Origin of the sequence: Candidatus Thiosymbion oneisti (assembly GCF_004359955.1) — a bacterium.
Taxonomy (GTDB): Bacteria; Pseudomonadota; Gammaproteobacteria; order Chromatiales; family Chromatiaceae; genus Thiosymbion; species Thiosymbion oneisti.
Map to the genome: position 1 here is coordinate 1 of NZ_SMSC01000008.1, position 17,019 is coordinate 17,019.

Consider the following 17,019-nt stretch of genomic DNA (forward strand, 5'->3'; position numbering starts at 1 on the left):
TTAGAATAGTGTGTAAACAAAGGGCGCGACGGCCGAACCTTGCGATAGCACTACGAGTGTACCCAACAGCAATAAGGTCAGGATAATCGGTGCCAGCCAGAATTTCTTTCTGACTTTCATAAACGCCCACAGATCTTTCAATAATTCTAACATCAGAATGGCCTTTCCATATGGTCAGGGAGTTGTTTTCTACTCTCCACACGATATGTTTTCATGCGTGCATCCAACTTCCGTCGCATCGCATCAACACGCAATACTTTCAACAATAAACCAGTGGGAGTAAATAGAATATAGAATAAAATACCTAATATGATCCGCGTATTTATCCAACCCAACACCATACCGAACCGCATCCAAGCAATATACACGGGTTTAAGTAAGTCGGGTAATAATAATGCCGGCACCCAAAGCGCACCTGCAATATACCATGGCCAACGAGGTAACCCATGACCGAAAATCCAGGGCAGCAAGAATCCGAACAGGACCAGGACGATGGCGCCTGTTACTAGACCGAACTTTCTAAGCCCTTCCCGATCAAGCCGTTCGATTGCAGACATGGCACTCAATCCAACCCGAACTCACTCATCCAGGAATCGTCCTTTTCCCATTTGGGCTGATCTTCTTTCTTCAATAAATAATTTTCCAATACCAAATAGTCCATTTCCGTACGCATAAAACACCGATAGGCATCTTCCGGGTCTTCCACGATCGGTTCGCCACGCACATTGAACGAGGTATTCACCAACACCGGACAGCCCGTTCGCTGGTCAAATTCGGTTAGCAGATTGTAAAACCGTGGATTGGTCTCCTTGTGTATGGTCTGCAATCTAGCCGAATAATCCACATGGGTAATGGCCGGCAGATTCGAACGGGGTACATTTAATTTTTCGATACCGAATAATTCTTGTTGCTCCTCGGTCATAGGAATCCGATGCTCCGGTTTCACCGGCGCAACGATCAGCATGTATGGACTTTTCTGTTCTTTATCGATTTCGAAATAATCGTCGGCACGATCGGCCAGTACCGCGGGGGCAAAAGGCCGAAACGATTCCCGATATTTGATCTTTAGATTCATGACCGATTGCATTTCTTGATTGCGCGGGTCACCGATGATGGAACGCCCACCCAAGGCACGCGGCCCGAATTCCATGCGTCCTTGAAACCAGCCGACGACCTTTCCATCTTCTAAAATTCCAACGAGTCGTGGCATGAGTGAACCATCTTTCAGGTATTCATACTTTGCGTCGACAGAATCCAGATAAGACTTGATTGCTTCGTCAGCATATTTCATGCCTAGATAAGATCCCTGCATAGCATCGCTGCCATTCGGTTTGCGTGGCATATCTTTGTATTCGTACCACGCCGCTAAGGCTGCACCCAACGCACCACCTGCGTCACCCGCAGCCGGTTGAACCCATATATCTCGAAAGGGGCCTTCGCGTAAGATTCGACCGTTTGCAACACAGTTCAATGCAACACCGCCGGCCATACATAAGTAATCAGTGCCCTGTTCTTTTTGAATCGTCTTTGCCAAACGCAACACGACCTCTTCGGTCACAATCTGGATAGAACGTGCAATATCCATCTCACGTTGGGTAAGTTCCGATTCCGGCTTACGTGGCGGACCGCCGAATAACCTGTGGAACTTTGCATTGGTCATGGTCAGACCCGTCGCATAATTGAAATAACTCATATCCAAACGGAAGGTACCATCTTCTTTTAGGTCCAACAAGTGATCGTAAATGAGGTCTAGGTACCTTGGTTCCCCATAGGGCGCAAGACCCATCAACTTATATTCGCCCGAGTTGACCTTAAAACCCGTATAATAAGTAAATGCGGAATAGAGGAGACCCAGCGAATGTGGGAAATCGATTTCCCAGTGTGGTGTCAATCGATTTCCATCGCCTAACCAAACCGATGTGGTCGCCCATTCACCCACACCGTCCAGGCACATCACACTTGCCTTCTCATAGGGGCTGGGGAAAAAAGCGGATGCGGCATGTGATTGGTGATGCTCCGCAAATAATAGCTGGGGAAGATCCGGGACGGCACACCCACCGAGCTCGGCCAGCTCTCTTTTGAGTGTTGTCTTTAGAAAGAGCTTTTCCTTTAACCATATCGGCATTGCGGCTAAAAACGAGCGGAACCCTTTCGGTGCGTACGATAAATAGGTTTCAAGCAGGCGTTCGAATTTGACCAGTGGTTTATCGTAAAATACGACTGCATCGACATCGCTCAAGCTGATCTTGTTTTCCTTTAGGCAACACTTAACCGCATTGACAGGAAAACGTGCATCGTGTTTTTTCCTGGAAAAGCGCTCTTCCTGTACTGCGGTCAAGATGTCTCCATCCGCAACCAGTGCTGCCGCACTATCGTGATAATAGGCCGAAATGCCAAGTATATACATCGAAAATCTCGCTACCCCAGCAGTTTCCACCTCAAAGGCCGTCTATAAAGATAGACCTTAGGGAACCTTGAAAAATCCGGTTCATGGGTGTTCATGTAGCGTCTGTTCCCCGGACATGACACGTAAGAACCCTTTTCTATTCTCCTAAAAACCAAGTGGCAATCGTCACCCGATCCCCCCTCGTCACGGGCTTGACCTCGTGCAGCACCGCACTGTCGAAGGCGACCAGCAGGCCTGGTTGACCATTTAGGGATAAACCGATCCGGGCGGCTCTCTCACCTTCCAATAGGCTGTAGAATACCAAATTTCCGCCTTCGTAGGCATCGATTTTTGCAGCGTCCGATTTTCCAGCCTGTCGTTCGCCATTGACAAAGATGACGACAGTAACCCGTCGCCTTTTTGAATCACCGCCCGCTCGGTCTCTGTGTGGCCCATAAAAGCCACCTTCTCGGTAAAACAGAAAATCAGGTCCCTGATGATCGACCAATTCCACCTTGAATTTTGCTTCCAATTGCGGCTTGATCGCGCCTAGTTTACCTCCTACGGTTTGAACAACGGGTTTGGACAACCTGGTTACCAGAACCTTACGAGTGTTTTCATCCAGTTTTCTTTCTTCGGAAACAAGGCCGGGATGGAATCTCTTTACTTGCCGAGCCTCCGCCAGCATTTGCCGGCAAAGTTGGATATCGATAAAGTCTCGTATGATGAAAACACCCAACCGCTCGAGTAACGTTAGTTGGTCAAGCATGTACAAATTTCTCCTTGTGCCATGCCGATTCTACGCTCCAAATAGCAATCCTGCATTGTTTGGCGCTGTTTGGGGAACCGGACCTATCGAAGGTTAAACGTCAACATGCCCTAGGGCAAGTAGTCCTCGTCGCATATCTCGTCCCAGGAAAATGGGCAGGTCTCCGGAAACGCGGCTTCGTCCAGGTCGGTCTCTTTGGCGGCCACCAATCGTGCTAAACGGTAGGCCTTGGGAATCTGCCGATCCAGGATACCGCGCAGACTTGGGTTGTCCTCGAGTAAGTCCTGGATGGACAGGCGTTGTTCTTTGATGGTGGCTGCCCAGCTCCTGGACTGCCGATGGGATTGATGCTGCCATTTGAGGAGATGTGCCAGTAGGACCTTGAGTCGATTGACCAGTTCACGACGTTCTCTCGCTCCCATGCTTTCCAGCTCTTCCAGCAGATGGTCGCTATCGAGCTCGCTGTAGCGCCGGGCACGCAGAAGTTCCGCCTGCTCCTGGGACCAGGCGAAAAAGTCTTGTTCGTAATGCGAAGTGGTCATCGGATTCCCCGCTTCGTGCTGGTATAGAGCATTATAGCTTTAGAGACTGCCTAAGAACTGACTCTTTAGATTGATATATTCGTGGGGTTGGCTTGCAATCCGTCGGGCCGGATAGAAGACAACTCAAATCATGCAAAATCAATGGGTTGGTCTTTGGACAGCCTCTTAGAGCTGTGCCGACAGGTCCTTGTCTCTGAGCTTGTTATACTCCTCACTTATGGATTTTGCGGAAAACGAAGTGCGTCCAGCATGCCCGAGCTACCGGAGGTAGAGACTACCTTGCGCGGGATCGCCCCCCACCTGCGCGGGGTCCGCATCGACCGCCTGCTGGTGCGGGAACGCCGCTTGCGCTGGCCGGTGCCCGCGGATACCGAGCACCAAGTCCGCGGCCAGCACATCCTGGAACTGGGGCGTCGGGGCAAATATTTGCTGCTGGAGCTGGAGCGCGGAACCATCCTGATCCATCTGGGGATGTCCGGCAGCCTGCGGGTGCTAGCATCCCATATCCCACCCGCGAAACACGATCACCTGGACCTATGCCTACGGGACGGCAGTTGCCTGCGTATGCGTGATCCGCGTCGCTTTGGGGTCTTTCTGTGGACGCCTGAGCCGCCTGCGGACCATCCCCTGCTCGCGCACCTAGGACCCGAGCCGCTGGAGTCTGGTTTTGACGGTGACTATCTCTACGGGCGCGCCCGCGGCAGGCGATGTGCGGTCAAGACCTTTATCATGGATGCGGATCTGGTGGTGGGCGTGGGTAATATCTATGCCAACGAATCCTTGTTTCGCGCGGGAATCCACCCGGCGCGCCCCTGCAATCGAATCGGCCGCGAACGCTACCGGCGGCTGGCGGCTGAGATCCGGGGGGTGCTCACGAGCGCCATCGACCAGGGCGGCACGACCCTGCGGGATTTCGTGCGGGATGACGGTGGCCCCGGCTACTTTGTGCGGTCCCTGAAGGTCTATGGCCGCGCGGGAGAGCCCTGCCCCAGGTGCGGCAAGCCCATCCGGCGGCGCCGGATCGGACAAAGATCCAGCTTCTATTGCCCGAAGTGCCAGAGTTAAGTGGTTAAGAGCATCACACAAAGACACCAAGTCACAAAGGGATACAAGGATTGAGAGAGGAACAAGGGAAATAAAGAAGCATTCTTCGTGTCTTTGCGGCTTGGTGTGAGAAAAGCGAATATCGCAAACTTACAGTGAAACAATCGCACATTGGATGGACCCTCACATGACAACTCTCAAGATCCCCTTCGGCGGCGAACCTCATGAGCTGAAGATTCCGGATCGGAATCTGGCCGAGGTACTCAGCCCGAAACCCAGTCGGGCGGTGCCGGATCTGGATGCGGCCATCGAGGCCGCGTTGGACACGCCGATCGCGCAACCCCCACTGGAGGCCTGGGTCAAGCCCAGAGACCGGGTCCTTATCGTCAGCGACGATGCGACCCGACTCACACCCGTGCACCGGATGCTGCCGGCACTGCTGCGGCGCTTGCACGCGGCCGGGGTGCCAGACGCCCATATCGGCTGCATCATGGCCCTGGGCACCCACCGCTACATGACGGAGGCCGAGCTGCGGGCTAAGGTGGGCGATGCCGTCTTCGGGCAGATCCGGGTCTTCAATCACGAGTGGCGCGACCCCCAGGCCCTGGTGGATCTCGGCACCTCGTCTCAGGGCACGCCGCTGCTGGTAAACCGGGCGGTGGTCGAGGCGGATGTGGTGATCGGCCTGGGTGCCATCGTGCCCCACCATATTCCGGGGTTTTCGGGCTCGTCCAAGATCATCCAGCCGGGCGTATGCGGCGACCGCACCACCGCGGAGACCCATCTACTCTCCTGCGAGAGCGGGGGCGATTCCTATCTCGGCATCGAGGACAACCCGGTGCGCCGCGATATGGACGACATGGCAGACCGGGTCGGCCTGCACACCATCTTCAACGCGGTGCTGAACGACGCAGGCGATGTGGTGGGCCTGTTCTACGGAGCCATGCGCCCGGCATTCAAGGCGGGGGTGAAGCTGGCACGGGAGCTCTACGGGGTCCCGTACCACGAGACCCCGGACATTGTGCTGGCCAACTCCCACCCCTGCGACCTGGATTTCTGGCAGTCGCACAAGTCCCTGTATCCGGGGCAGCGTATGGTCAAGCCGGGCGGCACCATCATCGTCTGTACACCGGCACCGGAAGGGGTCAGCCCGGTGCATACCGAGCTCTTGGATTTCACGGCTTGGCCATCGCACGCCATCAAGGCCGCTTACCGGGACGGACGCCTTACCAACGGGGTCGCCTGTGCGCTCGCCATCGCCTGGGCCATGGTCCGGGAGCAGACCTCGGTGATCAACTATTCGCCCGGCATCACGCCGGAGGAAAAAGCGAAACTCGGCCATACCCACGCGCCGACCCTGGCCTGGGCGGTGGAGGAGGCCCTGCGACGGCAGGGACCCGACGCCCGCCTGACCGTGCTCACCCACGCCCCGGAGCTGCTGCCCATCGGTCCTGTTGCAGAGGGAGAATAAGATGAGTGATGAACGGAGTTTCCTGGGCAGCAAGTGGTGGAAGTTCGACTTTCACACGCACACGCCCAAATCGAGTGATTATGGCTGTGGGGATGATTCCTTCAAAGCTATCGAGCCGGAAGCCTGGCTGAAACAGACCATGCAATCCGGTCTCGATTGCGTGGTGGTGACGGATCACAACTCGGGTGAATGGATCGATGCGTTGAAGGCGAAGAACGAGGGGCTGCGCGACCTGGATGCCAAGCCCGATTGGTATCGGGCGCTGACTATCTTTCCCGGGGTCGAGATCAATGTTGCCGATAGCAGCAGCCGGGTCCATCTGCTTGCCGTTTTCGATCCAAGCTACGGCAGTCAGAAGATTACCAGCGTTCTGGGGTCCTGTGGGATTACGACCGGATTCGGTGACGATCAGAAGACATCCACGAGGACCGGCTTCGTCGATACGGTAGACAAGATCAAGGAGGCAGGCGGGATTGCTATTCCTGCCCACATCGATGGATCAAAAGGACTACTCGCGGGCGTTAGCTCATTGACACCCGAGTTGAAAAGGAGCTTGCAGGCCGTCTATGCCGCCGAGTTCCGCGACCTTCACAAATTCGACCAGGCGGAATCTTCCTTGAAGAAGGCGGTTGATCGCCTTGCCAAGGTGGCTGGTTCCGATGCCCACAGGCCAGATGAAATCGGGAAGTACTTCAGTTGGTTGAAGATGGGCCGTCCGTCGATCGAAGGCTTGCGGCTGGCGCTCATAGACCGTGAATTCTGCGTAAGGAATCAATCGGAAGACCCGAACCGCCGGCCCGACATTTTCCTATCCCAGCTGACCATTCGGAACATGAGTCATTGTGGGCGTATCAGTGGCCGCCCATTCGTCACCCCACTGCATCCCCATTTCAATGCGGTGATCGGTGGCCGGGGAACCGGAAAATCCACCCTGCTCGAATCCATCCGTATCGCTTCCCGCCGTGACCAAAACCTGGCCGCCGAGGCCCCGCGGGTAAAGGACGAGCTCGATAAGTTCATGGCCCTGTCGCGGGACAAGGGCGTCATGCTGGATGACACGGAAATCCTGCTCGCACTGCACCGGCGCGGAAAAAATTATCGATTGCGATGGCGGTTCGATGGCCAAGGCATGGTCTTGGAGGAGCAATCCGAGACCGGCTGGCAGGAGAGCGAGGCAGCCGACCTCAAAGGGCGTTTCCCGATCAGCATCTTCAGCCAGAGGCAGATCAACGAGCTTGCGTCGAACCCACGGGGACTCCTGGCCGTCGTGGACCGTGCCCCCGAGGTGGATCGCGCGGAATGGGAATCTCGCTGGAAAAGTGAGAAAAGCCGGTTTCTTCAGCTGAGAGAACGGAAAAGAGCGCTGTCACGGCAGCTTGCTGAGGAGCGGCAAATTCGCGCCAGGTTGGGGGATGTCGAAAACGATCTCGATCAGTATGAAAAAAAGGGCCACGGCGAGATACTCAAACACTATCAGAAGCGTAGCCGGCAGAAAAACGGCCTGCCGGACGACCGGGTTTTCGATGAGCTTGCCGCAGGTATCCGGGGGCTTGCCGCAAATGCCGAATTATCGGATTTCCCGGCCCACTTGTTCGATGATCGGGATGAGACGACGGCCGAAGTCAGATCCATCCACGAACAGGCCACACAAAAGCTGAAAGAGGTCGGTGATGCACTCGGTAAGCTCGCCGCGGGCGTCGATGTGTTAAAGGCCCAGAGGACAGAGCGCATTTTATCGAGCGCCTGGTATCGGGCGGTCCAGGAGAGTACCGACACCTACGAAGGACTGGTCAAGGAGTATGAGGAAAAGAAAAGCCCACTGAGTCTCTCTCTTTACGGTGACTGGGTCCAGCAACGCAACCAATTGCAACAGCTATTGAACCAGTTGGGTTCTGTTCGTAAAGAGCTGGAAGCGACTAAAAAAGAGATCGATGAAACCCGTAAACGGCTTCTGGAGCTGCGAACGGAGTTACAGGATAAGCGGCAGGGTTTTCTCGACAGGGTCATCGGCTCCAATGCCTTTGTGCGGATGGAGCTGGTCCCGTTCGGCGATGTAAGCACCTTGGAAGAGGACTATCGCTCCTTGCTCAATCTCGACACAGGAAAATTCATCAGGTCCGTATGTGATCGTGAAACTAGGCAAGGTATTCTCTGGAAACTCTACGACTGGGAGGATACCAAGACCCCTGAGTCCGACTTGCCGCAGCTTATCTTTACCATCAAATCGGAGACATTCGCGATCGCCGAAGGTCGAGCATCCGGCAATCACGGTGCATTCGGTAATCGCTTGAAGAAGTTACTCGATACCCAACCGGCTGTTTTCGACCAGCTTGATGCTTGGTGGCCGGAAGACCTGCTGCGGGTCAAGTATTCCAAAAACCAGGCTTCCGGCAAATTCGAGAATCTGGAGAAAGGATCGTCCGCCGGGCAAAAGGCCGCGGCGATCCTGGCCTTCTTGCTGAGCTATGGCAACGAGCCGCTGGTCATCGACCAACCTGAAGACGACCTGGATAACTCCCTGATCTACGACCTGATCGTCAAGCAGATCCACGAGAACAAAAACCGACGCCAGCTCATCATCGTGACCCACAACCCCAATATCGTCGTCAACGGTGATGCGGAGCTGGTGCATGTACTCGAGTTTGGAGGCGGACAGGTGCAAATCGATCGCCAGGGCGGGCTTGAAGAAGCGAGTATCCGGGAGGCGATCTGCGCCATCATGGAAGGTGGCCCCGAGGCCTTCGACAAGCGCTATCAGCGAATCACCTTGGAAGTTTAGGTATGTTCGAGACCACCGATGAATTGTTGAGGCAAATCCGACTGGGAGAGGATTCCGCGCTGGAATTGAAGAGCCTCGACTATAAGGGTCCCCGGATTTCCGGTCCGCACCGAGACAGCATGGCGGATGAGCTGGCCGCGATGGCCAATACCGCCAGTGGTGTCTTTGTGCTGGGCGTCGATGACAAATCCGGCTCGATGGTCGGCATCCCGGAAGAAAAGTTGGATGCCGTCGAGACCTGGATAAGAGATGTCTGCAACGATCTGATTACACCTGCGCTGGTCTGCCGGATTCGAAAGGTTCCGGTCACCACGGACGACAGTATCGAACGGATTATCCTTCGTGTCGATGTCCCCAGGAGTCTTTATGTCCATAAAAGCCCAGGCGGCTACTTTCATCGGATCGGCAGCTCGAAGCGTGAGATGGCACCGGACGTTCTGGCCCGGCTCTTTCAGCAACGCAGCCAGACCAGAATCATCCGATTCGATGAGCAGGCGGTTCCGATTGCGCCGCAGGATTGCCTGGAAAAAAGGCTGTGGGAAAGGTTCAAAACGCCGCTATCTCCGAGTGACGACGAGGAGTTTTTACTCAAGCTCCGGCTTCTCATTCAGGATGAGGATGGAAAAATCCATCCAAGCGTCAGCGGCCTCCTGATGGCGAGCGAGCAACCTGACGAGTTCATCACCAATGCCTTCATTCAGGCGGTCGCCTATCGAGGCACCGAGCGGAATGCCGCCTACCAGTTGGACGCCAAGGACATCGTAGGACCATTGGATGTGCAAATCGCCGAGGCCTACCGGTTCGTCGAGAAGAACATGAAGGTGTACGCGCTGAAGGAACCGGCACGGCGTGATCTTCCACAATATGCAATGCAAGCCGTGTTCGAGGCCCTGGTCAATGCCGTCGCGCACCGGGATTATTCGATTCAAAGCTCGAAGGTTCGTCTGCACATGTTTTCGGACCGGCTCGAACTGTTTTCGCCCGGTACGATTCCGAACACGATGACGATCGAGAGCCTTCCTCTGAGACAGGCGGCCCGCAATGAGCTGCTGACCAGCTTGCTTGCCCGCTGCTCAATGCCGTTTGAAAACTTTCCCGGTAACCGCAAGTGCCTCATGGACAAGCGGGGTGAAGGGGTACCCATTATCCTGTCTGAAAGCGAGAAACTATCGGGACGGCTGCCGAAGTATCGCCTGATCGATGATTCCGAGCTGATGTTGACCCTGTTTGCGGCAAGGCCACCTGGGGCCTGTTGACAGTTAAGTCTAAGTGACTAATTTGCAGGAGTAGGGAAAAACGCACAGCCACCCTATTACCCCATTTCACCTGATTTTTCATGTGTAGGGAACGGCCTCCGTGCCGTTCCGCAAACTGTTTGGAACGCCACGGAGGGCGTTCCCTACAGCAATAGCAAACGAAACGGGGTACTATAATGGTTCAGGAGCTACCGAAATCATGGGGACTCAATCCCAATGTTAGCTAAACAACAAGACTATCCCACCGGTCCCTTCCGCGCGGACCAGCTGCGTGACGGCGATCCTTACGAGCTCGACGACGGCCATCCCATCGAGTGTCTGCCCAGCGGTGGGCGGCACGCCAAGGCAAATCTGAACGGGGGGTTGGCGCTGAAAACCGATCCGGACGTGGAATCGGCCGGTTTCGATGCCGGATTCACGCCAGACGAGAAAAACCTGCGCGCCCCCGATATCGCCGTGGGCAATGTCCCGGACGAGCCGGGTTGGGTATCCGGTGCGCCACCGCTGGCGGTGGAGTATGCCGACGTCGGTCAGGACGAACCGGACCTGCAGGCAAAGATTCGCGCCCTGCTCGGGGCGGGGACGCGCTACGTCTGGGTCGTGCGCTTGACCGGACCACGCCGGGTCGAGGTATACGAGCCGCACATTCCCCCCTCCCAGGCGTATCCCGGAGAGCAGCTAGAGGCCCCGGGGATCCTCGCCAACCCGGTACCCGTAGAGGCCCTGTACGACCCCGACGCAGCCCACGAGGCCGCACTGCGAAATCTGCTGCAGCGGCGTGGCTACCCGGACCTGGATGCCGTGCGGGAAGAGGGTCGGGAAGCGGGTGAGCTGGCGTTGATTCTGCGTCAGCTCCGACGCGCGGTTGGGCAAATCCCGGAACAGGATAGCCAACGGATTCGCCGGCTCGATCGCGACGGATTGGCAGCGCTGGCCGAGGCCCTGTTGGATTTCCGCGCCACAAGCGATTTGACCGCTTGGCTGAAGCGCCATGTTTAGGGCACTTTGAAAAATACGATTTTCGTCAGCGGCACGCTTGAATAATCAACGGCTTAGGGTCTCCCGATTGGTGAAAACACCTATTTTTCAAGGTGCCCTTTAACGCTTGCTGACGAAACCTCCGCGCCGGTCGGTGCGGACTGTCTCGACGAGCGTGGATGTGAAAATGGCGTCGCGTATCCTATTGATTATACAAACATGCCGTCTACGAAAACTGTATTTTCCAAGGTGCCAAGTTAGCAACGGGAACGAATCCTGTGTCATCCGGTCTGGATGTAGCCGTTATCGCCGATGATCTCACCGGTGCCGCCGATACCGGGGTGCAATTCGCCGCCATCGGAGTGCCGATCTATCTGTTGCCCGTCGAGACCCTATCGCCCGGACGCCCTTGGCTGGCTACGGCGACCGGCATCAGCGTCTACACGGCGACCCGCGGCCTGTCCGTACCAGAGGCCGGCAAGCGCGTGCGGTTGGCGGCGCGGGCCCTGCCCGACCCGCACCCGCGGTGGATCTACAAGAAGATCGATTCCTGCCTGCGCGGCAACCTGGGCGCGGAGATCGACGTCCTGCTCGACACCCTCGGGCTCGATGCAGCCCTGGTGGCACCGGCGCTCCCGATCCAGGGTCGGACCACGATCGGCGGTATCCAGAGGGTGTACGGCACACCGCTGGCACAGACCCAATTTGCAAGCGATCCGCTGACGCCCGTCACCTGCTCGTCGGTTGCCGAGGTCCTGGCGCACCAGAGCCGGTATGGGATCGGTCGGGTCGATATGGACGCCTATGGTGACCCTGGGTGTCTGCAACGCGCAGTCCAACGGGAACGCGAGCGCGGCTGCCGGCTGATCGTCTGTGACGCCGCTACCCAGACGCATCTCGATGAGATCGCGGTACTGGTGGTTCGGAACAGGGAGCGCCTGCTGCCGGTGGGCTCGGCCGGCCTGGCGGCCAGTCTGGTGGGGCAGCTTGCCTCTGAGCGAATGGTCGAGCCGGTGTCTGTATCCGGCCTGGAACGGCTACTGATGGTCTGCGGAACCGGCGCTCAGGCGACCCGCGAACAGCTGGATGCCCTGTTGGACAAATATCCCGGTGTACGCCACGAGCTGGCGTTCGAGTGGTTGATCACGGCCTCGGTCCGGGACCGCCAGCGTTGCGTGGCCGATCTGCGCTCGGCCTGGACCGGCGGGGTCCTGGTAGTTACAGTCCGGTCGCTGCCGTCCGCAAGCCCCACGCCGGATCTCAAACGGGCCGCTGCAGGATTGGGGGGCCTGGCGTTGGAGATCATGCGGGCCGGGCCGGTGGATGGGTTGTTCCTTTCCGGCGGCGAGACGGCCGATGCTGTTCGCCGTGCAGCCGGCGGTGAGGCCATCGAGTTGCAACGGGAAGTCTTGCCCGGCCTGGTGCTCGGACGCTGGGTGGGCGGTATAGCCGACGGCCTACCCGTGGTCACTAAGGCTGGTGCACTCGGCGAAAAACAAACCTTGGTTGTGCTCTACGAGCGCTTGTCCGGAGGGGTTGGATGACGAGTGAGCTATCGAGTACAGATGCTCTCAACTACCGGTAACATTGAACGAGCAGGACTCTCACGGAAGATTTATCCGCACTTGGGTCTATTTGTATTGATATTTGCGTTTATTGGCATCCGTTTGCGGCAAAAATAATTCCTATGTCATCGCCACTTCAGCACTGCCGGACTAGGCCACTACTCGGCATCAGCATGGGCGACCCCGGCGGTATCGGTCCGGAGATCTGCGCCAAGGCGCTCGACTCCCCGGCCGTCTATGACCTCTGTCGGCCGCTGGTGGTCGGCGACGCGGAGATCATGCGCGATGCGGTGGGCTTTTGTGGTCTGGGGCTCCAGGTACGGGCCTGCGGCCAACCAGCGGACGCGGCTTACCAGTATGGTGCCGTCGATGTGCTGGATCTGGGGAAGCTGCCCTTGTCGGCATTGCGGCTCGGGGCAGTGACCGCGGTCCAGGGCAAAGCATCCTTCGACTATGTGGCCAAAGTCATCGCCCTGGCGCTGGCCGGGGAGATCGACGGAACCGTCACGGCCCCCATCAGCAAGGCGGCACTCAACGCCGGGGGTTGCCGCTACGCCGGCCACACCGAGCTCTACGGCGATCTAACACAGACCGCGGACTTTACCATGATGCTCGCCGAAGGCGATTTCCGGGTCACCCATGTTTCTACCCATGTCTCCTTGCGGGAGGCCTGTGACCGGGTAAAGACCCCCCGCGTTCTGAAGGTCATCGAGCTGACCCATGGAGCCCTGGTGCACATGGACATCGCGGCCCCGCGCATCGCCGTTGCCGGGTTGAACCCCCACTGCGGCGAGGGCGGCCTGTTCGGCACGGAAGACGAGCAGGAAATCGCCCCGGCCGTAGCCGCCGCACGTGCGACCGGCATCCAGGCGGAGGGACCGCTACCGGCGGATACCCTGTTCTCCAAGCTGCGCGGGGGTCGATACGACGCGGTGGTGGCGATGTATCACGACCAGGGACATATCCCGACCAAGCTGATGGGCTTTCACTATGATGCAGCCACCGGGGTCTGGGGACAGCTGGCCGGGGTCAACCTAACCCTTGGCCTGCCGATCGTGCGCACCTCCGTCGATCATGGCACAGCATTCGACAAGGCGGGCAAAGGTTCCGCCAACCCCCAATCCATGCTGGAGGCGATCCGGCTCGCGGCTTTGCTGTCGCGTCGCTCGTAAATGGCGCGTCCCTTGACTTCCGGGCATCAACCTCGGGGACGGTCGATGATCTGGAGCGGGTGATGGGAATCGAACCCACGTCATCAGCTTGGGAAGCTGAGGTTCTACCATTGAACTACACCCGCGGGTGGCCTTGAGTATAGGGAGGAATCCTCGGCGTTTGCAAGTGTCGATCTCGGTGTTGGTGAGTCGAGAGTTTCCAACGGTGGGGCGAGAGCTCGCGTTGGTGCAGTGATGGAAGCCTGATGGCTCGAGCTGGTCACATCCGATTTTGTGGCTCATATTTTGTCATACGTGATCCGCTAACGCCCTAGCCGTTCATGGGTGAGCCTCAAAGTACCCGATTCCCCTCGGCGATATTGATCAGCCCGGAAAATGCCAGCACTGCAGCACGCCGTCCTCCGGAGGGCCGCAGCTCGAGCAGCAGTCCCGCATCTCGCACCTCGCGCAAGATCCTGTTTGCCGTCGGTTTCGGGATGCCCGAAGTGGCGACGAAATCCGAGGTCTTGAAGATCGGGCGGGAAAAAAACCAGTCGAGGGCACGGATGGCATATTGCGAGTGGGTCTGTTTCACGATCCAGTCCTTGTGCTGGTTGTACAACTCCAGAATTTGCAGGGCACGGCTCTGATTCGTTTCCGCCTGAGCGATTAACGCACGTAAAAAAAACGCTACCCAGCCACTCCACTCTCCATCACGTGACACAGCCAAAAGATGCTCATAGTAGCTGTCCCTATGTTGCTCCAGGTACTCGCTGAGGTAGAAATTCGGCGCTGAGAGCAAGCCCTTTTCGCACAGAAACAGCGGCACAATAAGGCGCCCTAGACGACCGTTGCCATCGAGGAATGGGTGAAGTGCCTCGAATTCGGCATGGGCCAACGCGAGCTGTACCAATCGATCCGGGGCCTCGTCATGCAGATAGCGTTCCCAGGTTGCCATGGCTTCCGGTAGATCATTCGCCGGGCAGGGAATGAAACGGGCCTCCTCGATCGTGCAGCCGTGGGGACCGATCCAATTGGGAACTTTCCGATACTCGCCGGGCGATTTATGGCGCCCGCGTACCCCCTGCATCAGGACTTGGTGGGTATCCTTCAACAGGCGTTGGGACAGCGGAAGATCGGCAAGCCGTGCCGCGGCCTCCTGCAGGGCCGCTCGATAATTCAGCACCTCGCGGATATCCGCTTTCTTCGGCGTACTCTCGTCCTCGTCTGCTCCTTCCGCCTCGAACTCCAGCACCTCGCCGAGCGTCGCCTGGGTTCCCTCGATGCGACTTGAGAGCACCGCTTCCTGTGCCGTCAACGGAGAGAGTAGGACATTGGCGTTGGGAATGCCGTGCAGTACCCCTTCATAGCGAGCAATGGCGGCATTGGCCGGACCGATCAACGGGATCAGCCGGGACCAGTTCAATTCAGCCGGTGGGAAACCGCCCCGATGATAGTTGACAGGGCTCACGCACCACCTCCGCGGCATGCTTGTTTGGCTCGTTCCTACGCTCCCGAGACTGTGAAAAAATTCCACATAATCTACGGGACCTGACAGTTACCCCAGCGCCAATCCGCCGGGACCGGGCGCAGGCTAAGCTGTTACTATAATTCAATCTTTTGCGTCGGAGGAAAGGCCGATTACATGGGACGTTCCAGACTACCCGTACTGCCTATGACGGGATCCGAACGGCGAGCGGCCGCGGGTCTGGCGGGAATCTTTGCGCTGCGCATGCTGGGCCTGTTTCTGATCCTGCCGGTCTTCGCCCTGTATGCCCAAGGGATGACCGGAGCGACCCCGCTGTTGATCGGGATCGCCGTCGGCGCTTACGGGCTCACCCAGGCCGTGCTCCAGATTCCGTTCGGCATGCTTTCGGACCGCATCGGCCGCAAGCCGGTGATCTTCGGCGGGTTGGTCCTGTTCGCACTCGGCAGCCTGGTGGCGGCCCTGGCAGAGGACATCGGGGGGGTGATCGCCGGGCGAGTATTACAGGGCAGCGGGGCCATCGCCGCCGCGGTTATGGCCCTGGCAGCAGATCTTACCCGGGAGGAGGTCCGGACCCATGCCATGGCGGGCATCGGGGTGAGCATCGGTGTCGCCTTTGCGCTGGCCCTGGTGTTGGGGCCAGTGCTGGGGCACTGGATCGGCCTGGTGGGTATCTTCTGGCTCACCGCCGGGCTGGCCGTGGGCGGTATGTTGATCCTGGCCCTGGTGGTTCCGACCCCCGACCGCTCCAGCGTGCACCGGGATGCCGAGCCGGTGGCGAGCCAGTTCGGGCGGGTACTAAAGGCCCGGGAGCTGGTGCGGCTGGATCTGGGGGTGCTGATCCTGCACATAATGATGACGTCTCTGTTTCTGGTGGTCCCCTTGTCACTGGAGGGGCAAGGTCTGGATGCCGCCCATCATTGGTGGGTCTATTTGCCGGTGCTGCTCTTGTCCATGGTCGCGATGGTGCCCTTCATCATCCAGGCAGAGGGGAAGGGACGCATGAAGCCGGTCTTTCTCGGGGCGGTGCTGGCCCTGGCCCTGACGCTTGCCGGGCTCTATCTGCTCGATGTCGGGTTGTGGTGGTTGGCGTTTTTTCTGTTCCTTTTCTTTACCGCCTTCAATCTATTGGAGGCCGCCCTGCCGTCTCTGATTTCCAAGCTCGCGCCCGCCGATGCCAAAGGTACCGCCATGGGTGTGTTCGCGACTTCACAGTTTGCCGGGGCCTTCTGCGGTGGACTCCTGGGTGGTTGGGTGCATCAGGCCTACGGGATGGATGCGGTCTTTCTGTTCTGTGCGGCAATGGCGGTCGTTTGGTTCTTGGTTGCCCAATCTATGGTCAATCCGCGTCCCGTCAGCAGCCAGGTCATGCGTATCCGTGCCGGAACGCAAGCGGAGGGTGCTGACCTGCAACGCCGCCTCCTGGGGATTCCGGGGGTAGAAGAGGCGGTGGTAGCGATGGACGAGGGGCTCGCTTATCTCAAGGTGGACAAGCGCCGCCTCGATTGGGCAGAATTGAAAAATCATACGCTGCGCTCGGGATGACACGCTGCGGCTACAGACTAATAAGCCGTCGAGGCTATTGAAATCCG

General features: G+C 57.8%; 14 protein-coding genes and 1 tRNA gene. 8 read left to right on the forward strand and 7 right to left on the reverse strand.

Annotated elements, in window-relative coordinates; genetic code table 11:
- From E1958_RS21190 to E1958_RS05740, 5 genes are all read right to left on the reverse strand, one after another.
- A complete protein-coding gene (locus E1958_RS21190; RefSeq protein WP_256091487.1) occupies positions 1–153 on the reverse strand; it encodes a DUF5989 family protein in 153 nt (50 codons plus the stop codon).
- Complete coding sequence (locus tag E1958_RS05725; protein WP_089724798.1) at positions 153–557, reverse strand: SxtJ family membrane protein; 405 nt, start codon at positions 555–557, stop codon at positions 153–155. Before E1958_RS05725 ends, E1958_RS21190 begins: the two co-directional genes overlap by 1 nt.
- 5 nt (positions 558–562) lie before the next feature.
- A complete protein-coding gene (locus E1958_RS05730; RefSeq protein WP_133511026.1) occupies positions 563–2,407 on the reverse strand; it encodes a carbamoyltransferase family protein in 1,845 nt (614 codons plus the stop codon).
- A 136-nt stretch (positions 2,408–2,543) separates the two neighbouring features.
- Positions 2,544–3,155, reverse strand: a complete 612-nt coding sequence (locus tag E1958_RS05735) for a 2OG-Fe(II) oxygenase (RefSeq protein WP_133511027.1) — start codon at positions 3,153–3,155, stop codon at positions 2,544–2,546.
- 110 nt (positions 3,156–3,265) lie between these two features.
- Complete coding sequence (locus E1958_RS05740; protein WP_133511028.1) at positions 3,266–3,697, reverse strand: DUF29 domain-containing protein; 432 nt, start codon at positions 3,695–3,697, stop codon at positions 3,266–3,268.
- A 249-nt stretch (positions 3,698–3,946) separates the two neighbouring features.
- Between E1958_RS05740 and mutM the strand changes: the two genes are divergently transcribed.
- The 7 genes from mutM (at position 3,947) to pdxA (ending at position 13,962) form a co-directional block, all read left to right on the forward strand.
- Positions 3,947–4,762 (forward strand): bifunctional DNA-formamidopyrimidine glycosylase/DNA-(apurinic or apyrimidinic site) lyase, encoded by an 816-nt coding sequence (gene mutM, locus E1958_RS05745; protein WP_133511029.1) that lies wholly within the window; start codon positions 3,947–3,949, stop codon positions 4,760–4,762.
- A gap of 166 nt (positions 4,763–4,928) precedes the next feature.
- Positions 4,929–6,212 (forward strand): nickel-dependent lactate racemase family protein, encoded by a 1,284-nt coding sequence (locus E1958_RS05750; RefSeq protein WP_165741753.1) that lies wholly within the window; start codon positions 4,929–4,931, stop codon positions 6,210–6,212.
- Position 6,213: 1 nt separating this feature from the next.
- A complete protein-coding gene (locus E1958_RS05755; protein WP_133511031.1) occupies positions 6,214–8,991 on the forward strand; it encodes a TrlF family AAA-like ATPase in 2,778 nt (925 codons plus the stop codon).
- 2 nt (positions 8,992–8,993) lie between these two features.
- Positions 8,994–10,247 carry an ATP-binding protein gene (locus E1958_RS05760; protein ID WP_133511032.1) on the forward strand — a complete coding sequence of 418 codons (1,254 nt, stop codon included), beginning with the start codon at positions 8,994–8,996 and terminating at the stop codon, positions 10,245–10,247.
- 216 nt (positions 10,248–10,463) lie between these two features.
- Positions 10,464–11,246, forward strand: coding sequence for a DUF4351 domain-containing protein (locus E1958_RS05765; protein WP_133511033.1), 783 nt, complete (start codon positions 10,464–10,466; stop codon positions 11,244–11,246).
- A 257-nt stretch (positions 11,247–11,503) separates the two neighbouring features.
- Positions 11,504–12,769, forward strand: coding sequence for a four-carbon acid sugar kinase family protein (locus E1958_RS05770; RefSeq protein ID WP_133511034.1), 1,266 nt, complete (start codon positions 11,504–11,506; stop codon positions 12,767–12,769).
- A gap of 143 nt (positions 12,770–12,912) precedes the next feature.
- Positions 12,913–13,962, forward strand: a complete 1,050-nt coding sequence (pdxA, locus tag E1958_RS05775) for a 4-hydroxythreonine-4-phosphate dehydrogenase PdxA (RefSeq protein WP_133511035.1) — start codon at positions 12,913–12,915, stop codon at positions 13,960–13,962.
- A 51-nt stretch (positions 13,963–14,013) separates the two neighbouring features.
- Here pdxA and E1958_RS05780 read toward each other — a convergent pair.
- Both E1958_RS05780 and E1958_RS05785 read right to left on the reverse strand, forming a co-directional pair.
- A tRNA-Gly gene (locus E1958_RS05780) sits at positions 14,014–14,087 on the reverse strand.
- A 206-nt stretch (positions 14,088–14,293) separates the two neighbouring features.
- On the reverse strand, positions 14,294–15,412 hold the full coding sequence (locus E1958_RS05785) for a Fic family protein (protein WP_207787683.1): 1,119 nt from the start codon (positions 15,410–15,412) through the stop codon (positions 14,294–14,296).
- Positions 15,413–15,586: 174 nt separating this feature from the next.
- Here E1958_RS05785 and E1958_RS05790 point away from each other — a divergent pair, with 174 nt between their 5' ends.
- Positions 15,587–16,972, forward strand: a complete 1,386-nt coding sequence (locus E1958_RS05790; RefSeq protein WP_243725239.1) for an MFS transporter — start codon at positions 15,587–15,589, stop codon at positions 16,970–16,972.
- Positions 16,973–17,019 lie beyond the last annotated feature (47 nt).